The organism is Parapedobacter luteus, assembly GCF_900168055.1.
GTDB classification, from domain to species: domain Bacteria; phylum Bacteroidota; class Bacteroidia; order Sphingobacteriales; family Sphingobacteriaceae; genus Parapedobacter; species Parapedobacter luteus.
Genome location: NZ_FUYS01000003.1, coordinates 362,303 through 379,461, shown reverse-complemented (window position 1 = coordinate 379,461; position 17,159 = coordinate 362,303). Strand labels below are relative to the sequence as shown.

Below are 17,159 nucleotides of genomic sequence, written 5' to 3'. Positions count from 1 at the left end.
CACCCGGGAGAAATAGGTTCCATTTTGCGGACTTGAAATAGCGTTTCGAAGTCCGGTTGACCAATACAGTTATAAACAATTAAAACAAAACAATTATGAGTAAAGCTTTACTTGTATCGTTGCTATGGTGCGTTGGACTATCCATAGCAATGGCCCAAACCCGCTCCATCACGGGGACGGTAAGGGATGCGGCGGATCAATCACCGATTGGCGGAGCGACCATTCGGGTGCAGAGTAGCCAGCGAACCACTTCCTCGGGAGCGGACGGGACTTTTTCCATTGAAGTGGCTTCGGGGAGCGACTCCCTGTTGGTCTACTTCCTCGGGTATGAGGAAGCACGGGTTGCTGTGGAAGCCTCGCAGAACACGGTGTCAATAGCGCTCACGTCATCGTCCGAGTCGCTGGAAGAAGTGGTGGTGACGGGGTTCGGCTTGACGCAGAAGAAGGCATCATTGACAGGTTCAATATCAACGATAAATGCGGAGGACATCAGTCGTTCACTGGCATCAACTACGTCAGGTGCCTTAGTCGGCAAAATCCCTGGTTTGAATTTCCGGCAAACGGATGGACGGCCCGGTGCGACCACCAACATCCAAATTCGTAACATGGGCAGCCCCCTATACGTTATCGACGGCGTGCAAAAAGACGCCGAACAATTCAATAACTTGGATTTCAATGATATTGAATCCATTTCTGTTTTGAAAGATGCCTCCGCAGCGATTTATGGAGTGCGAGCGGCCAACGGCGTTATTGTTGTGACGACTAAACGGGGCAGACAAAACACAAAAAACACCATCAGCTTGACATCAAACTATGGATTTCAGAATTTATCTACATTTCCAAAGCCAGCGGATGCAGTGACCTACGTCGAGAATTACATCCAATCCGAAACCGTACAAGGGGCGACTAATTATCGTTATGATGCCGAGGATTTGGAGAAATGGCGCCAAGGTACGGAGAAAGGTTATGTGCCGTTTGACTGGTATGATTACATTTGGGAAACCTCTCCGCAAGCTTATCTTAATGCTAACGTCTCAGGTGGATCAGACAAAATCAACTACTATTTCAGCTTGGGCCATCTTAATCAGAACGACGTCATTGTAAATTACGGTGGTTTCAAACGGACAAATGTCCAAATGGGTATTACATCAGATATTTCTGAACGCTTTCGCGTAGGGATGACTTTCAATGCACGGCACCAACAAAAAGTAAACCCTGGTGTGCCTGGAGGCGACGACCTGTGGCTGCCCCGCTTCGGCACATTCCGCAACTTGCCCACGGTGCGCCCATTTGCGAACGATAACCCCGAATATCCCACACTGACGTCGAATGACCCAGGCACTAATTTCGGTTGGCTGACCTACGACTTATCCGGTAAGTTCCAGGATACAAAACGTGTGGCTCAGTTAAATTTTGATGCTTCATATGATATCCTCGATGGACTAACCGCAAGGGCGCTCGTCGGTTACTTTTTCGAAAATCAGCGGTTGGATAACCACGAGTATACGTATAAACTATATGGCTATGACGAAGCTACTGACACGTATCCTGTAATATTCGAGAACAACAACCCGTGGCGCGAGCGTCGTATGGGCCACAAGGAAGAAATGACGTCCAACGTGCAATTGAACTATGTCAAGTCATTCAACAACCATAATCTCGCAGTAGTTGGTGGTGTGGAGACCATACTAAGAAAGGAACCGACTACATGGGTACACTCGATACCGACTTCCAATGCATTGAATTTGATCGACTATGAAACCATGGATACCTATGATGATGTGGGTGAGAATCCACAGGCACGAATCGGATACATTGGAAAAGTCAATTATGATTATGCAGGCAAATACTTAATAGAGTTTATCGGGCGTTATGACGGGTCTTGGAAATTCCCGCCCAATGATCGCTGGGGTTTCTTTCCTGGAGTGACGGGTGGCTGGGTGGCTTCCGAAGAGTCATTTTGGAAAGACAGTAAGCTGGGGAGCGTGGTTAACTATTTCAAATTGAGAGGGTCATTTGGTTTGGTTGGCGATGACAACACGCCTGGATATAACCCCTTCGACTACATGAGTGGTTACAATTATAAACGATATAGGAATGCGAATGGCGACTGGGTGAACGTGTCTTCATCGGTCATTGACGGGCGCTATGTTGTTGGTACACAACCTCGAGGACTTCCAGTAACGACGCTATCCTGGTTGCGAGCGGAGATAGCCAACATCGGTTTCGACGCCGCATTCCTCCGTAACCGATTGACGACTACTGTCGAAGTTTTCCAACGTAAGCGTACCGGGTTACCAGCAGCACGATATGATGTGCTGTTGCCAAACGAAGTTGGATTCGGGTTACCCAACGAGAACCTGAACTCTGATATGCACCGCGGTTATGAAGCAATGGTACGCTGGAGCGATCGGGCAGGTGAGTTGACTTACTCATTGGGAGGTAACGTTACGTACTCCCGGTTTTATGACTGGGATCGCTACAAACCGCGTTTCAGCAACTCGTGGGACGTATATAGAAACTCGATTGTACAGCGCTTTGGCCATCTGAACTGGGGGTTACAGTCTGATGGGCAATTTCAAAGCTGGGAGGAAATTGCCAGCTGGCCGATTGATAATGATCGGCAGGGTAACCGTACCTTGCGCCCCGGCGATATCAAGTATAAAGATCTCAACGGAGATGGTGTAATCAACGGGTTGGACGAGCGTCCAATTGGCTATCGCCAAAACGAAACACCCGCCCTCAATTTCGGATTGAATTTTTCATTCACTTACAAAGGGTTCGATTTGGCTCTAGATTTCTCGGGTGGTGGCATGTTTACCTATTATAAAGAATGGGAAATGCGTAACCCGTTCCATGATGGAGGAAACAATCCGCAATACTACTTCGATGATGCATGGAAACTGTCCGATATCTGGGATGCCAACAGTGAGTTGGTTCCCGGTAAGTACCCGATGCCCCTGATCGGCAATAGTGCGCATAGCAATTACTGGAACAGCGATTTTTGGAAACAGAGCATTCGGTATATCAAACTCCGCAATCTGGATTTCGGTTATTCATTGCCGTCGAGCGTTTTAGAGCCACTTTCCCTTACGGGCGTTCGGGTGTATTTTTCCGGCCAGAACCTATTTACATTAACCAATCTGATTGGCATCGACCCTGAAATGGATGCTACTAACGGATTGGGATATCCTACTTTACGGATTCTGAATTTTGGACTTAATGTCAGATTCTAGTAGTTGAACATTTTTTAAGAAAGCAATCATTATGAAAAAGTCAAGCATATTCAACGTATTGTTGTTGGCCGGGGGACTGACATGCGTCAGTAGCTGTTCAGATTTCCTTGAACGCGAACCCGACGAAATTCTTACCGATGATCAGGTATTTAGTGATGCCATCATGATCGAATCGGTGTTGGCTAACTTTTATGGTCGTGTAACCTGGAGCCAACATATCGGCGACTGGTATCAGTACACGGTATTAGATGAAGCCGGTAAGTCCGATGGTGGGCCAGATAATATTCAGAATTACGATAATGCCCAATGGCGGGTATATGATTACACGTTAATCCGTAACATTAACCAGTTTCTTCAAAGCCTCCGCGCCACTACGGTAATAACTGATACTGAGAAGCAGGTATACGAAGGAGAAGTCAGGTTTCTTCGGGCATGGACCTATTTCAATATGGCTCGTGGTTTGGGAGGCATGCCGATCGTAGGTGATGAGGTGTTCGACTATCAAGGTGGTATGGACATCACAACGTTGCAATATCCGCGTTCCACTGAGGCGGGGATATATGACTACATCATTGAAGAATGTGACGCAGTATCCGCCATGCTCGATGAGGAAAAGACCATCAATTCTGCAAGGGCAAATAAATGGACTGCTTTGATGTTAAAGGCCCGTGCGGCCATCTATGCGGGATCATTAGCGAATTATAACAATAAGATGAGTAGCCCAATTCGCACAGCTGGTGGCGAAGTAGGGATTTCGGCTGAACACGCGGAAGGATATTACCAACAAGCATTAGCAGCGGCACAAGAAGTGATTAACAACAGCCCGTATCAGCTTCAACTAAACAAACCTGACGATTTGGAGCGCAATTTTTATGAGGCGACAAGTGTCAAGGATAATAATACGGAAGTGATTTGGGCAAGAGATTACCGTTATCCGGGACAGACCGTTGGCTTTACCACACAGAATATCCCAGGGTCACACGCCGAGGATATCGATCGTGCTGCTGCAGGCCCGATACTCAATCTGGTCGAGGATTTCGAATATGTAAATAATAGGGATGGCTCGATCCAAATCCGGGACAATCAAGGGAACTATATTTTCTATGACGATCCGGCTGATGCGTTCGCAAATAAGGACGCCAGGTTGGGCGGTTCTGTTATCACCCCCAATGCGGTATTTAAAGGAACGCCTGTTGAGTTGCAGGCAGGTCAGAAAGTCTGGAGCAATGGTGCTTGGCAAACCATTGCAGGACAACCTGGAGAACGTGATGGGCAAGGGCGTTTGATTACCTCATCCAATGGCCCCAACCGCTCTAATGAGCAATACATCAACAAAACCGGCTTTTTCTTCCGTAAATTCTTGGACGAGGCGGCCGGGGCGTCCACCCGCGGACGCAACAGCGAGATGTGGTTCCCCCGCTTCCGTTTTGCCGAAGCGTTGCTGATTGCTGCCGAAGCTGCGATGGAATTGGGTCAGCAGCCAGTAGCGGTTGGTTACATCAACCAAGTACGCGAGCGTGCTGGCATACAGCCGTTAACCTCCGTGACGTTGGATGATATCATACAGGAGCGCCGGGTGGAGTTTGCATTCGAGGATCATCGGTATTGGGATTTGAAGCGTTGGCGCCGGGCCCATATTGTATGGAATGGCGTAGTCAATAGCCCAACGGCCCAGCATTGGGCATTGTTTCCCTACCTGGTGGTCGCTCCCGGTACACCGAATGATGGCAAATATGTGTTCGACAGGTTGACGTTTAGCAACTCGTTGCATCCACGATTCTTTGAATTAAGAAATTACTATAACTTCATCGACCTGGCGTGGCAAAACGCAAACCCGAAGATTGTATTAAATCCGTTTCAGTAAATTTTATTTGAAAGACAATGAGAAGATATTTAAATATGTTACTGTTTCCCGCGGTCGTTGCGGTAAGCAGTTGCGGACTGGATAATTATGATGCGCCGGAGTCGACGATATATGGACGTGTGGTCTACAATGGCGAGCCTATCGGGGTACGTGGTACAGGTGAGGCGGTCCAGCTTCAGCTATACCAAGATGGATACGAGTTGCGCAACCCTATTCCGGTTTACGTGGGGCAAGATGGTACCTTTGAGGCAAGAGTATTTGATGGCGAATACAAACTGGTTACCCGGGATAACAACGGCCCGTGGGTGAATGACCGTGATACGACGATAGTGAATTTAAGGGGTACGGCCAACGTGGATGTGCCGGTTACGCCGTTTTATACCTTGTCCAATGTACAGCTGTCGCTGAGTGGTAGTAGCGCGAATGCTTCGTTTCAAATCAACGAAGTAGCAGGTGGCAGGGACATTGAATATGTGATGATTTTGGTGGGCAAAACGTCCTTCGTCGATGATGTGTCGTACACTGCCCGGCTCGATATCAATGACGTGACCGAGGGAAGCACCATCACCGGATCACTTGACCTGACGAATAATGCCGACTTCAATTCGGGCCGGGCCTTGTTCGCCCGAGTAGGATTGCGCCCTGCGGGTAAGGATCAGGCGATTTATTCGCAGGTGGTTCAATTGCGATGATTATTCGTTCTTATGATTTTACCGCTATCGTCAAAAATGGGCGATAGCGGTTACCTTTATATCGGCAGATGGAATATGCACGTACGGCGCAAAAATGCCCACCTGTTGACATACAAAAAATAATGAGCTATGAAAGTAATTTTCATTATCTTGCCGATTATTGCCCTGGTGTTTGGTGACGATTTTTACCGGCCTAGCGAGAGCAACTTCGAAATGGAATTGCTGAAGCTCTTGAATTAGTCGTGGTACAACGTTCATGTTTTGTAGCTTTACAGACAACACGCGTCATGGAGACTTAGCTAAAACAAATTACTATAATGATACGTAATCATAAGCCAGGACACGGATACGCCAAATGGATAACGGTATGCGCCATTGTCGGCTTTTGGCTTGGCATTTCCTGTACTGCGGCACATAAAACGGAAAAGCCCAACATCCTGCTAATCCTCGTTGACGACCTGCGCCCTGCGCTCGGAGCCTATGGAGACACCATCGCCTTTACGCCCAACATGGATAAGCTGGCTTCAAAAAGCCTGCTGTTTGAACGGGCGTATGCCAACCAAGCCGTTTGCGGCCCTTCCCGGTACAACCTCTTGCTCGGTAGCCGATCTACCTCATCAGGAATTTATAACTTCGGGAGTGATTGTCGCGACCATTACCCCGATGCGGTGACATTGCCGCAGTATTTCAAGCAACACGGCTATCACTCGGAATCAATGGGCAAGGTGTTTCATGTGGGGCACAATACGTATGACGATACCGCCTCCTGGAGTGTGCCGCATCATAAGGATTTGGTCATCGAGTATGTGGATTCGGTCAGTAAAAAAGACGGGTTTACGCGTGAAGAGGCCTTGTTTTCCAATATGGAGTGGGGATACGCCCGATCGCTGCCCAGGGGATCGGCTTGGGAATCACCGGACGTTGCCGATGATGCTTATGCGGATGGGCGTATCGCGAATCGGGCCATCGAGCGGCTTAGGGACCGGAAAGTGAATGCGGATCGCCCCTTTTTCCTTGCTGTCGGTTTTGCCCGGCCACACCTTCCTTTTTCGGTGCCGAAAAAGTACTGGGATATGTATAACGAAAGCGCGCTCCCTCTGCCGCAACACAACGTACGGCCGGAGGGAGCGCCGTCGTATGCCGTGAAATATGGCGACGAAATCGACCAGTATGTGCCGATCCCAACGACCGTGACTGAGGCACCGTTTCCGGATAGCCTCACGCGTAAGCTGATTCATGGTTATTACGCGGGTGTTAGCTACGTCGATGCTCAAATTGGCAAGGTGTTGAATGAACTGGCGGCGCTCGGGCTCGATGATAATACGATCGTAGTGCTTTGGGGCGACCATGGCTATATGCTTGGGGAGATGGGGATGTGGACCAAACATGTCAATTATGAATTGGCTAACCGTATTCCGCTGGTCATATCGGCTCCGGGCGTCACCCGTGCGGGCTCGCATACCGATCAGCTGTCGGAAACGGTCGATATTTACCCGACATTGGTGGAACTCGCCGGACTGCCAGCACCGGATGTCCGGCAGCCGATCGATGGAGTCAGCATGGTGCCCGTGCTCAAAGACCCCGGAAGTCATATCCGCGATCATGCTTACCACAGTTTCCCAAGGGGCGGCCGATTGGGGAGGGCTGTCCGTACCGACCGATACCGCTTGGTGGAGTGGACGAAACTCGATGGCGCCGAGGAGGCCCCGGAGTACGAACTGTATGATTACCACAGCGGATCAATGGAGCTAAAGAACATCGCTGATGAACAACCCGAGGTAAGGGCTACGCTTCAGGCAATGCTCGGGCGGCACCCGGCAGCGATGCCCCCGCGCCCGCAAAGCCCGCGTAGGGAGTAGGTTTCCCATTTTCAGCGGCATTGTGTACCTTAGCGATTTCAATGTCCAAGTTGGAATCAAAATAGCTAAGTATGACTATCAACAAAAAAACATATTACTCAATGGTGATGGGCTGGTGTCTGGTTGCTTTTGTACTGACTGCATATGCGCAACAAGCAGCGGTGCCCACCACCTATCGTCTGGTGCAAAATGTCAACTACCGCCCGGATAGCACGGATGATTACATCCGTGAGCGTTGTGTGCTTGATGTTTATTATCCAGAGCAGACGAAAGATTTTCCAACGGTCGTGTGGTTTCACGGCGGCGGGATCACGGGTGGAGAGAAGTTTATCCCGCAGGAGCTGAAGGAAAAAGGTATAGCGGTAGTGGCGGTCAATTACCGCCTAAGCCCGAAAGTCAAAAATCCGGCGTACATCGATGACGCTGCGGCAGCGATAGCTTGGGTATTTCAGCACATCGGTGAATACGGCGGAACCGCCGACAAAATATTCGCAACCGGCCATTCCGCAGGCGGGTACCTCGCTGCGATGGTGGGCTTGGACAAATCCTGGCTGCGCCAGTACGGCGTGGATGCTGACAAACTTGCGGGGATTATCGACTTCAGCGGCCATGCGATCACGCACATGACCATCCGCGCGGAGCAAGGGATAAAAGAGACCCAGCCCATCGTGGATGAATACGCACCGCTGTTTCATGTGCGCGGCGATGCTCCGCCGCTGGTGCTGGTATCGGGAGACCGTGAGCTGGAGCTATTGGGCAGGTACGAAGAGAGTGCTTATTTCTACCGGATGATGAAGATCGCCGGCCATCAGCACGTATACCTTTACGAGCTGGATGGTTTTGACCATGGTGCCATGGCCGCACCCGGATTCCATATCTTGCTCCACCATGTAAACGAATTGACAAAAAAATCAGTCAAATGAATGTCCGTATAATTATTGCCAGCGTTTTATTCGCGATGCCATATGTCGGTAGCGCACAGGAAGCTTTATCTTCATTTCAAAACCCTTTGAATGTCGCTTTCGGCGACCCTTATGTCATTTATGACGACGCAACCGACCGCTATTATATGTATGGGACGGGAGGTGGTGCCAAGCATGGTTTTGCAGTCTATTCGTCTGCCGATCTGTCGGACTGGAAGAACGAAGGCCAGGTTTATGACGCTGGCAACGAAAATGGCTGGAGCGATTCCACCGCTGCCTGGGGTGGGGCATATTGGGCACCCGAAGTATACGCGCATAAGGGCAAATTTTATATGTTTTATAGCGCGCAATGGAAAGATAATCCCGGTAAGGAACTGGAAAACTTCCGTATTGGCGTTGCCGTGGCGGACAAGCCCACAGGGCCTTTTATCGACCTATATAACCACCCCATCTTCGACCCCGGTTATCCGATCATCGATGCCAATGTCTATTTTGGAGAGGATGGACGGGTATATTTGTATTACTCCCGCTGTTGCTACAAGCATCCCGTAAAGAGCGAAGTCGCCGAGTGGGCAAAGCACAAAGGATGGTTTGACGAAATCGAAGAAAGTTGGGTGTATGGCGTGGAGCTCAAGCCGGACTTTTCAGGTGTCATCGGCGAGCCGGTATTGCTCTTGCGCCCACCTGTGAGGATGGACGATGCCCAGGCCGAATGGGAGAGCCGCTCGGTGACTGGCCGCGAAGTCAATCGCCGCTGGACGGAAGGTTCGTTTGCATTTAAACATGGCGATACGTATTACATGATGTACTCAGCGAACCATTTTGCTGGAGAGCATTACGCTGTGGGCTATGCTACTGCGCAACATCCGCTGGGGCCTTACACCAAGGCGGCTAACAATCCGGTGCTGGAGAAAAACACGGCAAAGGGTGGTGATGTAACGGGTACGGGCCACAATAGTGTGGTATTCCTGCCGGATGGCCGGATGCTGTGTGTGTACCACGGTCGTACCAAAAAGACCGGTGACGAACGGATGGTATTCATCGACGAGATGGAAATAGATGAGCATGGGGTATTGACCGTTTTGGGTCCGACGACACGATAAGCGGTAAAAAAACCGCAAATTTAACGGCCCGCTATTTGGATTTACCCAAGGAAGTGCGTAGCTTTCACCCATCATATTCGTCGCTCATTTATGGGAAATCAAGCCGAATTTATCGACAAGATAACAGCCTCATATAATCCAAAGGGGGCTTTTATTTTCCTTGGGGCAGGTCTGCTCGATGGGGAAATAGTAGCCCAGGCGAAGGTAAAACTTCCCTTGAAGATGATGAATCGCCATGGCCTGATTGCGGGCGCTACGGGTACCGGCAAGACACGTACCTTACAACTGATTGCCGAACAACTATCGGATGCGGGAGTACCGGTGTTTTTGCTGGATGTAAAAGGCGACCTTTCCGGCCTGCACCAGCCGGGCGGGCCAAATCCGGCTTTAGTGGAGCGGGGAGACGCGTTGGAGTGGCCCTTCGTGCCGTCCGGCTTTCCAGTGGAGCTATTCTCGTTGTCTGGCAACGTTGGCAATCCCATGCGGCTTACGGTGGAAGATTTCGGCCCAGTAATGCTTGGGCGAATCCTGGAATTGAATGATACCCAAACCGGTGTGCTGGCGGCGTTGTTCAAGTATGCAGAAGATACCCAGCTGCCGTTGGTCGATTTCGCCGATTTAAAGAAACTGCTCAATTACCTCACCGGCGGAGCCGGAGCCGAAGAAATCAAAGACAGCTATGGCCGCATTAGCGGAAGTACTGCTGGAACCATACTGCGTAAGCTGGTCGCGCTGGAACAACAGGATGTGTCCGGTATTTTCGGTGAAAAAGAATTTGATATCAATGATCTGTTTGAAAGGGTGGACGGTAAAGGCGTGATTAGCCTGCTGAACATTTCGGATATTCAGCAACAGCCGGTATTGTTTTCGACGTTTTTGTTGAGCCTGCTGGCACAGTTGTTTAAAAAGCTGCCCGAGGTGGGCGATTTGGACAAGCCGAAATTAGTTTTTTTCTTCGACGAGGCCCATTTGCTATTTAAGGACGCGCCAAAAGCATTTCTTGCTCAAGTAGAACAAATCGTTCGGCTCATCCGTTCAAAAGGGGTGGGTGTATTCTTTTGTACGCAGTCGCCGATGGATGTCCCCGAAAGTGTGCTGGGGCAGCTGGGCAACCGCGTGCAACACGCTTTGCGGGCGTTTACCCCCAATGACGCCGAAGCACTAAGGAAAACGGTAAAGACCTACCCAAAGTCAGATTTTTACGAGATAGATCGGGTATTGACATCGCTTGGCACAGGACAAGCGCTGATCACCGTACTCAATGAAAAGGGAATCCCTACCGAAGTAGTGGCTACACACCTTATCCCGCCGCGTGCAACGATGGGCCCTATTGACGCACACACGTACGCTAAGCTGGTAGACACTTCTCCCTTCTATGCCAAATACCACCAGCCCGTGGACAGACGGAGCGCGGCGGAAATATTGGAGGATAAGATGCGTGCGCACGCGATTCAGACAGCTAAGGATGGAACCAACCGCGAAACGGCGAAGCGGGGCGGCCGGACGCGTAGCCGGCAAACGCCCCTTGAAGCGGCGCAAAAAGCAGCCACCACAACGTTGGCCAGGGAAGGGGCAAAATTATTGGGCAAGATTGCCAACGGCATCTTGGCTGCTATGTTGCGGAGAAAACGTTAAGATAGTAGGTGAATGATATATTTGGCATCAATTTGGCATCAGTGAATAAGTTTTAATTCAATAACCATAATTTTTCCAACGATGAGTAAACCCACCTTGTTGATTCTTGCGGCCGGAATGGCCAGCCGCTACGGAAGTATGAAACAGATTGACCCGTTCGGGCCTAATGGCGAAACGATTATCGACTATTCCATCTATGACGCGATTAGGGCAGGATTTGGAAAAGTAAGCTTCATCATTCGCGAAGAATTTGCCGATAAATTCAAATCGATTTTTGAACCCAAGTTGGCAGGTAAGATCGAGACAGACTACGTTTTCCAGCGTTATGATCTAACGCCGTTTGGTATCAATAGGGAGATTGAACGTTCCAAGCCTTGGGGTACGGCACACGCTGTGTTATCTGCACGCAATCAAATAAACGAACCGTTCTGTGTGATTAATGCGGATGACTTCTATGGTTATGAGGCTTTTGAGAAAATGGCAAAGTTCCTCAGTGATGAGGTAGCTGACGATAAATTTTCGTTAATGGGCTATCAAATCGACAAGACATTGTCCGAACATGGGTCGGTATCACGAGGTGTGTGCAAGGTTGATGATAATGGGAATATGACCGAGATTAATGAGCGGTTAAAAGTTTATTTTAAGGAGGTTGACGGCGAAAAACGTATCTTCTTCGAGGAAGATGGCGTAGAGACGGAATTGCCGCAGAGCAGCCGCGTTTCGATGAATTTTTGGGGATTCACACCTGCGATTTTCGGAGTCAGCGAAGAATTGTTCAAAGCATTCGTGCCGGCCAATGAAGATAACCCGAAATCGGAGTTTCTGATTCCTAAAGTGGCTGACGAACTCATCAAGCAGGGTAAGGCGCGTTTTAAAGTCATTCCTACCTCACAGAAATGGTTTGGTGTTACTTATCCGGAAGATAAACCCATCGTGCAGGAGAACATTGCACAATTGGTGAAGGATGGTGTATATCCGGAGAAGTTGTTTTAAAACCGGAAGCTGCCGGAGACTGGACGTAAAAAAACCTCGGAGGATTATCCTCCGAGGTTTTTTTGTGTAACTGCTAAAGTACCGTCCGGCTTGGACTTTTACTTTTTATCGTCCTTGACTTCTTCATATTCTACGTCAGTCACATCGTCGCCGCCGGTGCTGCCAGCAGCCGATTGGCCGGCGTCAGCTTGCGGCCCGGCTCCTTCTTGCGAAGCTTTGTACATGTCTTCCGAAGCGGCGTTCCAAGCTGTTTGCAGTTGGGCCTGTGCGGCGTCGATAGCTGCGAAGTCCTTAGCTGCATAAGCTTCTTTCAACTTCTTCAGGCCATCTTCGATGGGCGACTTTTTCTCAGCGCCGATTTTGTCGCCATATTCTTTCAACTGTTTCTCAGTGGAAAAGATCAAGGCGTCAGCGGCGTTGAGTTTTTCTATTTCCTCTTTCGCTTTTTTATCTGCCTCAGCATTGGCTTCCGCTTCCTGCTTCATCTTCTTGATTTCGTCGTCGGTCAAACCGGAAGAAGCCTCGATACGGATTTTTTGTTCCTTGCCCGTAGCTTTGTCTTTGGCCGACACATGGAGGATACCGTTTGCATCGATATCAAATGTTACCTCGATTTGGGGTACACCGCGCGGTGCGGGCGGGATACCATCCAAGTGAAAGCGTCCGATGGTCCGGTTTTGCGCAGCCATGGGCCGTTCACCTTGTAAGATGTGGATTTCCACAGAAGGTTGGTTGTCTGATGCCGTAGAGAATACTTCCGACTTTTTGGTCGGGATAGTCGTATTGGCCTCGATGAGCTTGGTCATGACACCACCCATGGTTTCAATACCCAATGAAAGTGGGGTAACGTCCAAGAGTAACACGTCTTTTACTTCACCGGTCAATACACCACCTTGTATCGCTGCACCAAGGGCTACTACTTCATCCGGATTCACGCCTTTCGAAGGCTCCTTACCAAAGAATTTTTTTACCGCATCTTGGATAGCAGGGATACGGGTAGAACCACCCACAAGGATGATTTCGTCGATATCCGATGGGGAATAGCCTGCATTTTTCAATGCTGATTTGCAAGGCTCAATGGTGCGTTTAATCAAATCGTCAGCCAACTGCTCGAACTTGGCACGGCTCAATGTGCGGACCAGGTGCTTCGGTCCGGTTTGGTCCGCCGTGATGTATGGCAGATTGATTTCAGTGGATGACGAACTTGAAAGCTCGATTTTGGCTTTTTCAGCAGCTTCTTTCAAGCGTTGCAAAGCCATTGGGTCTTTGCTGAGGTCGAACCCGTTGTTGTCGTTTTTAAATTCATCGGTAAGCCAGTCAATGATGACTTGGTCAAAATCATCACCTCCCAGGTGAGTGTCACCGTCTGTCGATTTTACTTCAAATACACCGTCTCCCAGCTCCAGTACAGATACGTCATGTGTACCACCCCCGCAGTCGAATACGACGATTTTCATGTCCTTGTTGGACTTGTCCAATCCGTATGCCAGTGCTGCTGCGGTCGGTTCGTTTATAATACGTTTTACATTCAAGCCAGCAATTTCACCAGCTTCTTTCGTTGCCTGGCGTTGCGCATCATTGAAGTATGCCGGTACGGTGATAACCGCTTCGTTTACTTCGTGGCCCAAAAAATCTTCCGCAGTCTTTTTCATTTTCTGCAAAATCATTGCAGAAATTTCTTGCGGTGTATATTTGCGGTCGTCGATTTCCACGCGGGGGGTGTTGTTGTCACCTTTCACAACGGAGTACGGTACACGCTCAATTTCTTTACGGGCTTCGTCGTAATTGGTACCCATAAACCGTTTGATGGAGTACACGGTCTTCTTTGGATTGGTAATGGCTTGGCGTTTCGCAGGGTCACCTACTTTGCGTTCGCCATTCTCCACGAAAGCCACAATCGAAGGCGTAGTTCGCTTTCCTTCGTTGTTCGTAATGACTACCGGCTCATTACCCTCCATCACGGCTACGCAAGAGTTGGTAGTTCCTAAGTCGATTCCAATAATTTTTGCCATATCTATGTTCCTTTTCTACGTTGATGATAAATCAATATGTTTCATAATGGTTTAACAAGCCTTGTGCCAATCGTTTTTCTGGCACCAATTAGGCGTAGGATGGTGAGAACCGTCATTATATCTATGACGTCGTCATGACAATGTGTCATTTTGAACCGGGTGATTTTAAATTTCAAGTTTAAGGTGTTAATTTTACAACGCCGGATATCCAGTTCCGTTTTTAACAATGCACATCGAACAACTACGTGATTATTGCCTCAGCAAACCAGGGGTTACGGAGAGCTGCCCTTTCGGGCCGGAAATACTGGTGTTTAAGGTGGCCGGCAAAATGTTTTTGCTCACGCCATTGGATAGCCAGCCGCTGTCCTTCAGTGCAAAGTGTGATCCCGAATATGCCGTTGAATTGCGGGAACGCCACCCCAATACCATAAAAGGAGCGTACCATATGAATAAGCGCCATTGGAACGAGGTGGTCTGCAATGGCGAATTAAGTGATGGGGTGTTGGAAAACCTTATCAGCCATAGCTATGAACTGGTCGTGGCCGGTTTACGCAAACAAGATCGAGAAGCATTAAAGCGTGCATAGACAACGCAATGGTTATGACATTACGTCGACCATTTTCTTCTACCATTCCATTACCTTTGCCGATAATTTTTTCAATGATGGATTTCGCGCGTTATTTGATCGAATTTGAACGTATTCTGCATGATCCTGCGCCTGCCGGACCTTATGACAATCCGGCTTATATGGAGTATACGAAGTTGAATTGGTCGCGGATGCACCGCTGGCTGAAAAAGGGCGTGTTGGCGGACGAAACGAAGGAAGTGCTGGAAGGTATTGCCCAGCCGCTGCGTTGGGTGATTATCACGGAGCCGTGGTGTGGGGATGCGGCGCATACCGTGCCTTTCATCCAGTTGATGGCCCAGCATAATGCGTTAATTAGCGTTGCGTATGAGCTAAGGGACTCGCCCCCATTCCGCATCGAGCAATACTTAACCAATGGAGGCAAATCGATTCCCAAGTTGATAATCCGCGACGACAAAGGGGACGACTTGGCGGTGTGGGGGCCGAGGCCAACAGATTGCCAGCAATTATACGAACGCCTGAGAGCGGAGGGCGCCGACTTCGAGACCCAAAAAATAGCCCTTCAGAATTGGTATAACAAGGATAAGGGGCATGCCGTACAACAAGAGCTGACGCGCTTGCTTAGCGACATCACATCTTCAGTCCGATCGCTCTAAGCCGCTCGTCCAGGTAGTCCCCAGCCGTTATATCGGTATACGCTTTGGGATTATCTGCTCCTATACAGGACTCCAGCACGGCCAGGCTCATGTCGGCTTTTGGGTGCAGGAAAAAAGGTACGGAATAACGCGATGTTTTCATCTGTTCGCGCGGCGGATTGACCACGCGGTGCGTCGTCGACTTCAACTTATTATTGGTAAGCCGTTGCAGCATGTCACCTACATTGACCACGATGTCTTCGCCATGCGCCTTGACAGGGTACCATGTGCCTTCACGGGTCAGTACTTCCAATCCATCGGCGCTCGCCCCGATAAGGAGGGTAATCAGATTAATATCTTCATGTGCCCCTGCCCGTACCGCATCATCGGGAAGGCTATCGGGCTCATCGATGGGAAAATAATGGATAGCCCTGAGAATGGAGTTGCCTTGGTGCACTTTTCCTTCAAAATAATCTTCCGGCAAGTCCAGGTAAACAGCAATGGCCTTAAGCAGCTCGCGGCCAGCTGATTCCAGGCGGCGGTAGACTTCACCGGTGATCTCATCGAAGCGTGGAAGCTCATTTACCGCCGGGTTGTCGTCCTGTCCCCGTTGCCAAAACTCCTTCAGGTCGGGTACTGTGGCGTCCTTAGCCTTTTCCTTGCCCCTCGATGTATAACCGCGTTGTCCCGCCAGCCCCGGGATTTCGTACTTCAATTTGGTGACCTCCGGCAGGGCAAAGAAAGCCTCGACCACAGCATACAATTCGTCAATTAATGCCTTATCCATGCCATGGTTAGCAATGGTAACAAAGCCGGTCTCATTAAAAGCTTTGCCGATTTCCTTGGAGAATTGGTGGCGTTGGTCGGTAGTTCCTTGCGTATAATGGAGTAGATCCAGTCGTGGGATGTTTATTGTAGGTGTCATAAACGTGCTTATTTTTCAGGTAAAGATAACGGTTTTTCAATTTACGACCATGGTATTCCATGCGCTATTTTGTGCTGTTAGTTGTTTTTGGCGATCGGTTTTCTGATTTTATTTATTAATAACAATAGTTGAACAATGGGGCCGTTTTGCCTACGGTTGTGCGGTTTTTTTGAATTTTATGCGTGCATTATTTGCCTCTTCCCCGTTTTTTTTTGTATTTTGAGCCAAAATAGCAGCAACAGCGTCGAATGTTGGGGTAAAACCAGCGATAAATTATTAATGCTGTTCGGCTTAATTGTTAAACTATTAAATACATACATGATGAGTATGAACGACAACACAAAAATCGTAACAGCCCTGCTGGCCGGACTGGTTGCCGGGGCAGCCGCAGGGCTTTTATTGGCACCAAAAAAGGGATCGGAAACCCGTGATGAATTAAATACTTCGGTAAAGAAGCTCACCAAGGCACTCAAAGAAAGCTCCGCCGAGCAAACCGAACACCTGCGTGAGTTCAAGGAAAAAGCGCTGGCAGCGTTGAAAACCAAGCTCAGCAAGGCCGCAAAACGCGTAGAACAAGACGCGGACGAACCTGCTTCCGTATAATGAGCTGACGGCCCACGGACGTTCCCAGTCCGGCAAAGAGGGCTTCCCAGAAACATATATCGATTGTCGTACAGGCTGCATAGCCTGGCGATG

The 17,159-nt window shown here is 49.3% G+C and carries 13 protein-coding genes; 11 read left to right on the top strand and 2 right to left on the bottom strand.

Features of this window, described 5'->3' with window-relative positions; genetic code table 11:
* Positions 1 to 95 precede the first annotated feature (95 nt).
* The 8 genes from B5X72_RS08225 (at position 96) to B5X72_RS08190 (ending at position 12,305) form a co-directional block, all read left to right on the top strand.
* Positions 96 to 3,236 carry a SusC/RagA family TonB-linked outer membrane protein gene (locus B5X72_RS08225; protein WP_079716358.1) on the top strand — a complete coding sequence of 1,047 codons (3,141 nt, stop codon included), beginning with the start codon at positions 96 to 98 and terminating at the stop codon, positions 3,234 to 3,236.
* A gap of 31 nt (positions 3,237 to 3,267) precedes the next feature.
* The gene (locus B5X72_RS08220) at positions 3,268 to 5,100 is read left to right on the top strand and encodes a RagB/SusD family nutrient uptake outer membrane protein (protein WP_079716357.1); all 1,833 of its coding nucleotides are present in this window, start codon (positions 3,268 to 3,270) and stop codon (positions 5,098 to 5,100) included.
* A gap of 17 nt (positions 5,101 to 5,117) precedes the next feature.
* Positions 5,118 to 5,792, top strand: coding sequence for a DUF3823 domain-containing protein (locus tag B5X72_RS08215; protein ID WP_079716356.1), 675 nt, complete (start codon positions 5,118 to 5,120; stop codon positions 5,790 to 5,792).
* A 317-nt stretch (positions 5,793 to 6,109) separates the two neighbouring features.
* Positions 6,110 to 7,651 carry a sulfatase gene (locus B5X72_RS08210; RefSeq protein ID WP_079716355.1) on the top strand — a complete coding sequence of 514 codons (1,542 nt, stop codon included), beginning with the start codon at positions 6,110 to 6,112 and terminating at the stop codon, positions 7,649 to 7,651.
* A 71-nt stretch (positions 7,652 to 7,722) separates the two neighbouring features.
* The gene (locus B5X72_RS08205) at positions 7,723 to 8,574 is read left to right on the top strand and encodes an alpha/beta hydrolase (RefSeq protein WP_245826883.1); all 852 of its coding nucleotides are present in this window, start codon (positions 7,723 to 7,725) and stop codon (positions 8,572 to 8,574) included.
* Positions 8,571 to 9,677 carry a glycoside hydrolase family 43 protein gene (locus B5X72_RS08200; RefSeq protein ID WP_079716354.1) on the top strand — a complete coding sequence of 369 codons (1,107 nt, stop codon included), beginning with the start codon at positions 8,571 to 8,573 and terminating at the stop codon, positions 9,675 to 9,677. Before B5X72_RS08205 ends, B5X72_RS08200 begins: the two co-directional genes overlap by 4 nt.
* Positions 9,678 to 9,767: 90 nt before the next feature.
* Entirely contained in the window at positions 9,768 to 11,312 is a 1,545-nt protein-coding gene (locus tag B5X72_RS08195; RefSeq protein WP_079716353.1) for a helicase HerA-like domain-containing protein, read from the top strand.
* An 81-nt stretch (positions 11,313 to 11,393) separates the two neighbouring features.
* Positions 11,394 to 12,305, top strand: a complete 912-nt coding sequence (locus tag B5X72_RS08190) for a nucleotidyltransferase family protein (RefSeq protein WP_079716352.1) — start codon at positions 11,394 to 11,396, stop codon at positions 12,303 to 12,305.
* A gap of 98 nt (positions 12,306 to 12,403) precedes the next feature.
* On the opposite strand, the gene dnaK is transcribed toward B5X72_RS08190, so the two are convergent.
* Positions 12,404 to 14,317 (bottom strand): molecular chaperone DnaK, encoded by a 1,914-nt coding sequence (dnaK, locus tag B5X72_RS08185; protein WP_079716351.1) that lies wholly within the window; start codon positions 14,315 to 14,317, stop codon positions 12,404 to 12,406.
* Between the two features lie 226 nt (positions 14,318 to 14,543).
* Here dnaK and B5X72_RS08175 point away from each other — a divergent pair, with 226 nt between their 5' ends.
* Both B5X72_RS08175 and B5X72_RS08170 read left to right on the top strand, forming a co-directional pair.
* Positions 14,544 to 14,903 carry an MmcQ/YjbR family DNA-binding protein gene (locus tag B5X72_RS08175; RefSeq protein WP_079716349.1) on the top strand — a complete coding sequence of 120 codons (360 nt, stop codon included), beginning with the start codon at positions 14,544 to 14,546 and terminating at the stop codon, positions 14,901 to 14,903.
* Between the two features lie 74 nt (positions 14,904 to 14,977).
* On the top strand, positions 14,978 to 15,559 hold the full coding sequence (locus tag B5X72_RS08170; protein ID WP_233632529.1) for a thioredoxin family protein: 582 nt from the start codon (positions 14,978 to 14,980) through the stop codon (positions 15,557 to 15,559).
* On the opposite strand, the gene B5X72_RS08165 is transcribed toward B5X72_RS08170, so the two are convergent.
* On the bottom strand, positions 15,534 to 16,463 hold the full coding sequence (locus tag B5X72_RS08165) for an isopenicillin N synthase family dioxygenase (protein ID WP_079716347.1): 930 nt from the start codon (positions 16,461 to 16,463) through the stop codon (positions 15,534 to 15,536). The two genes, B5X72_RS08170 and B5X72_RS08165, sit on opposite strands and share 26 nt — an antisense overlap.
* 318 nt (positions 16,464 to 16,781) lie before the next feature.
* On the opposite strand from B5X72_RS08165, the gene B5X72_RS08160 reads away from it, so the two are divergent.
* The gene (locus B5X72_RS08160; RefSeq protein WP_317043105.1) at positions 16,782 to 17,066 is read left to right on the top strand and encodes a YtxH domain-containing protein; all 285 of its coding nucleotides are present in this window, start codon (positions 16,782 to 16,784) and stop codon (positions 17,064 to 17,066) included.
* Positions 17,067 to 17,159 lie beyond the last annotated feature (93 nt).

Coding starts and splice junctions, on each gene's coding strand:
- B5X72_RS08205 (WP_245826883.1), top strand. CDS start 7,723: ATGACTATCAACAAAAAAACATATTACTCAATGGTGATGGGCTGGTGT.
- B5X72_RS08215 (WP_079716356.1), top strand. CDS start 5,118: ATGAGAAGATATTTAAATATGTTACTGTTTCCCGCGGTCGTTGCGGTA.
- B5X72_RS08170 (WP_233632529.1), top strand. CDS start 14,978: ATGATGGATTTCGCGCGTTATTTGATCGAATTTGAACGTATTCTGCAT.
- B5X72_RS08225 (WP_079716358.1), top strand. CDS start 96: ATGAGTAAAGCTTTACTTGTATCGTTGCTATGGTGCGTTGGACTATCC.
- B5X72_RS08190 (WP_079716352.1), top strand. CDS start 11,394: ATGAGTAAACCCACCTTGTTGATTCTTGCGGCCGGAATGGCCAGCCGC.
- B5X72_RS08195 (WP_079716353.1), top strand. CDS start 9,768: ATGGGAAATCAAGCCGAATTTATCGACAAGATAACAGCCTCATATAAT.
- B5X72_RS08210 (WP_079716355.1), top strand. CDS start 6,110: ATGATACGTAATCATAAGCCAGGACACGGATACGCCAAATGGATAACG.
- dnaK (WP_079716351.1), bottom strand. CDS start 14,317: ATGGCAAAAATTATTGGAATCGACTTAGGAACTACCAACTCTTGCGTA.
- B5X72_RS08200 (WP_079716354.1), top strand. CDS start 8,571: ATGAATGTCCGTATAATTATTGCCAGCGTTTTATTCGCGATGCCATAT.
- B5X72_RS08160 (WP_317043105.1), top strand. CDS start 16,782: ATGATGAGTATGAACGACAACACAAAAATCGTAACAGCCCTGCTGGCC.
- B5X72_RS08165 (WP_079716347.1), bottom strand. CDS start 16,463: ATGACACCTACAATAAACATCCCACGACTGGATCTACTCCATTATACG.
- B5X72_RS08175 (WP_079716349.1), top strand. CDS start 14,544: ATGCACATCGAACAACTACGTGATTATTGCCTCAGCAAACCAGGGGTT.
- B5X72_RS08220 (WP_079716357.1), top strand. CDS start 3,268: ATGAAAAAGTCAAGCATATTCAACGTATTGTTGTTGGCCGGGGGACTG.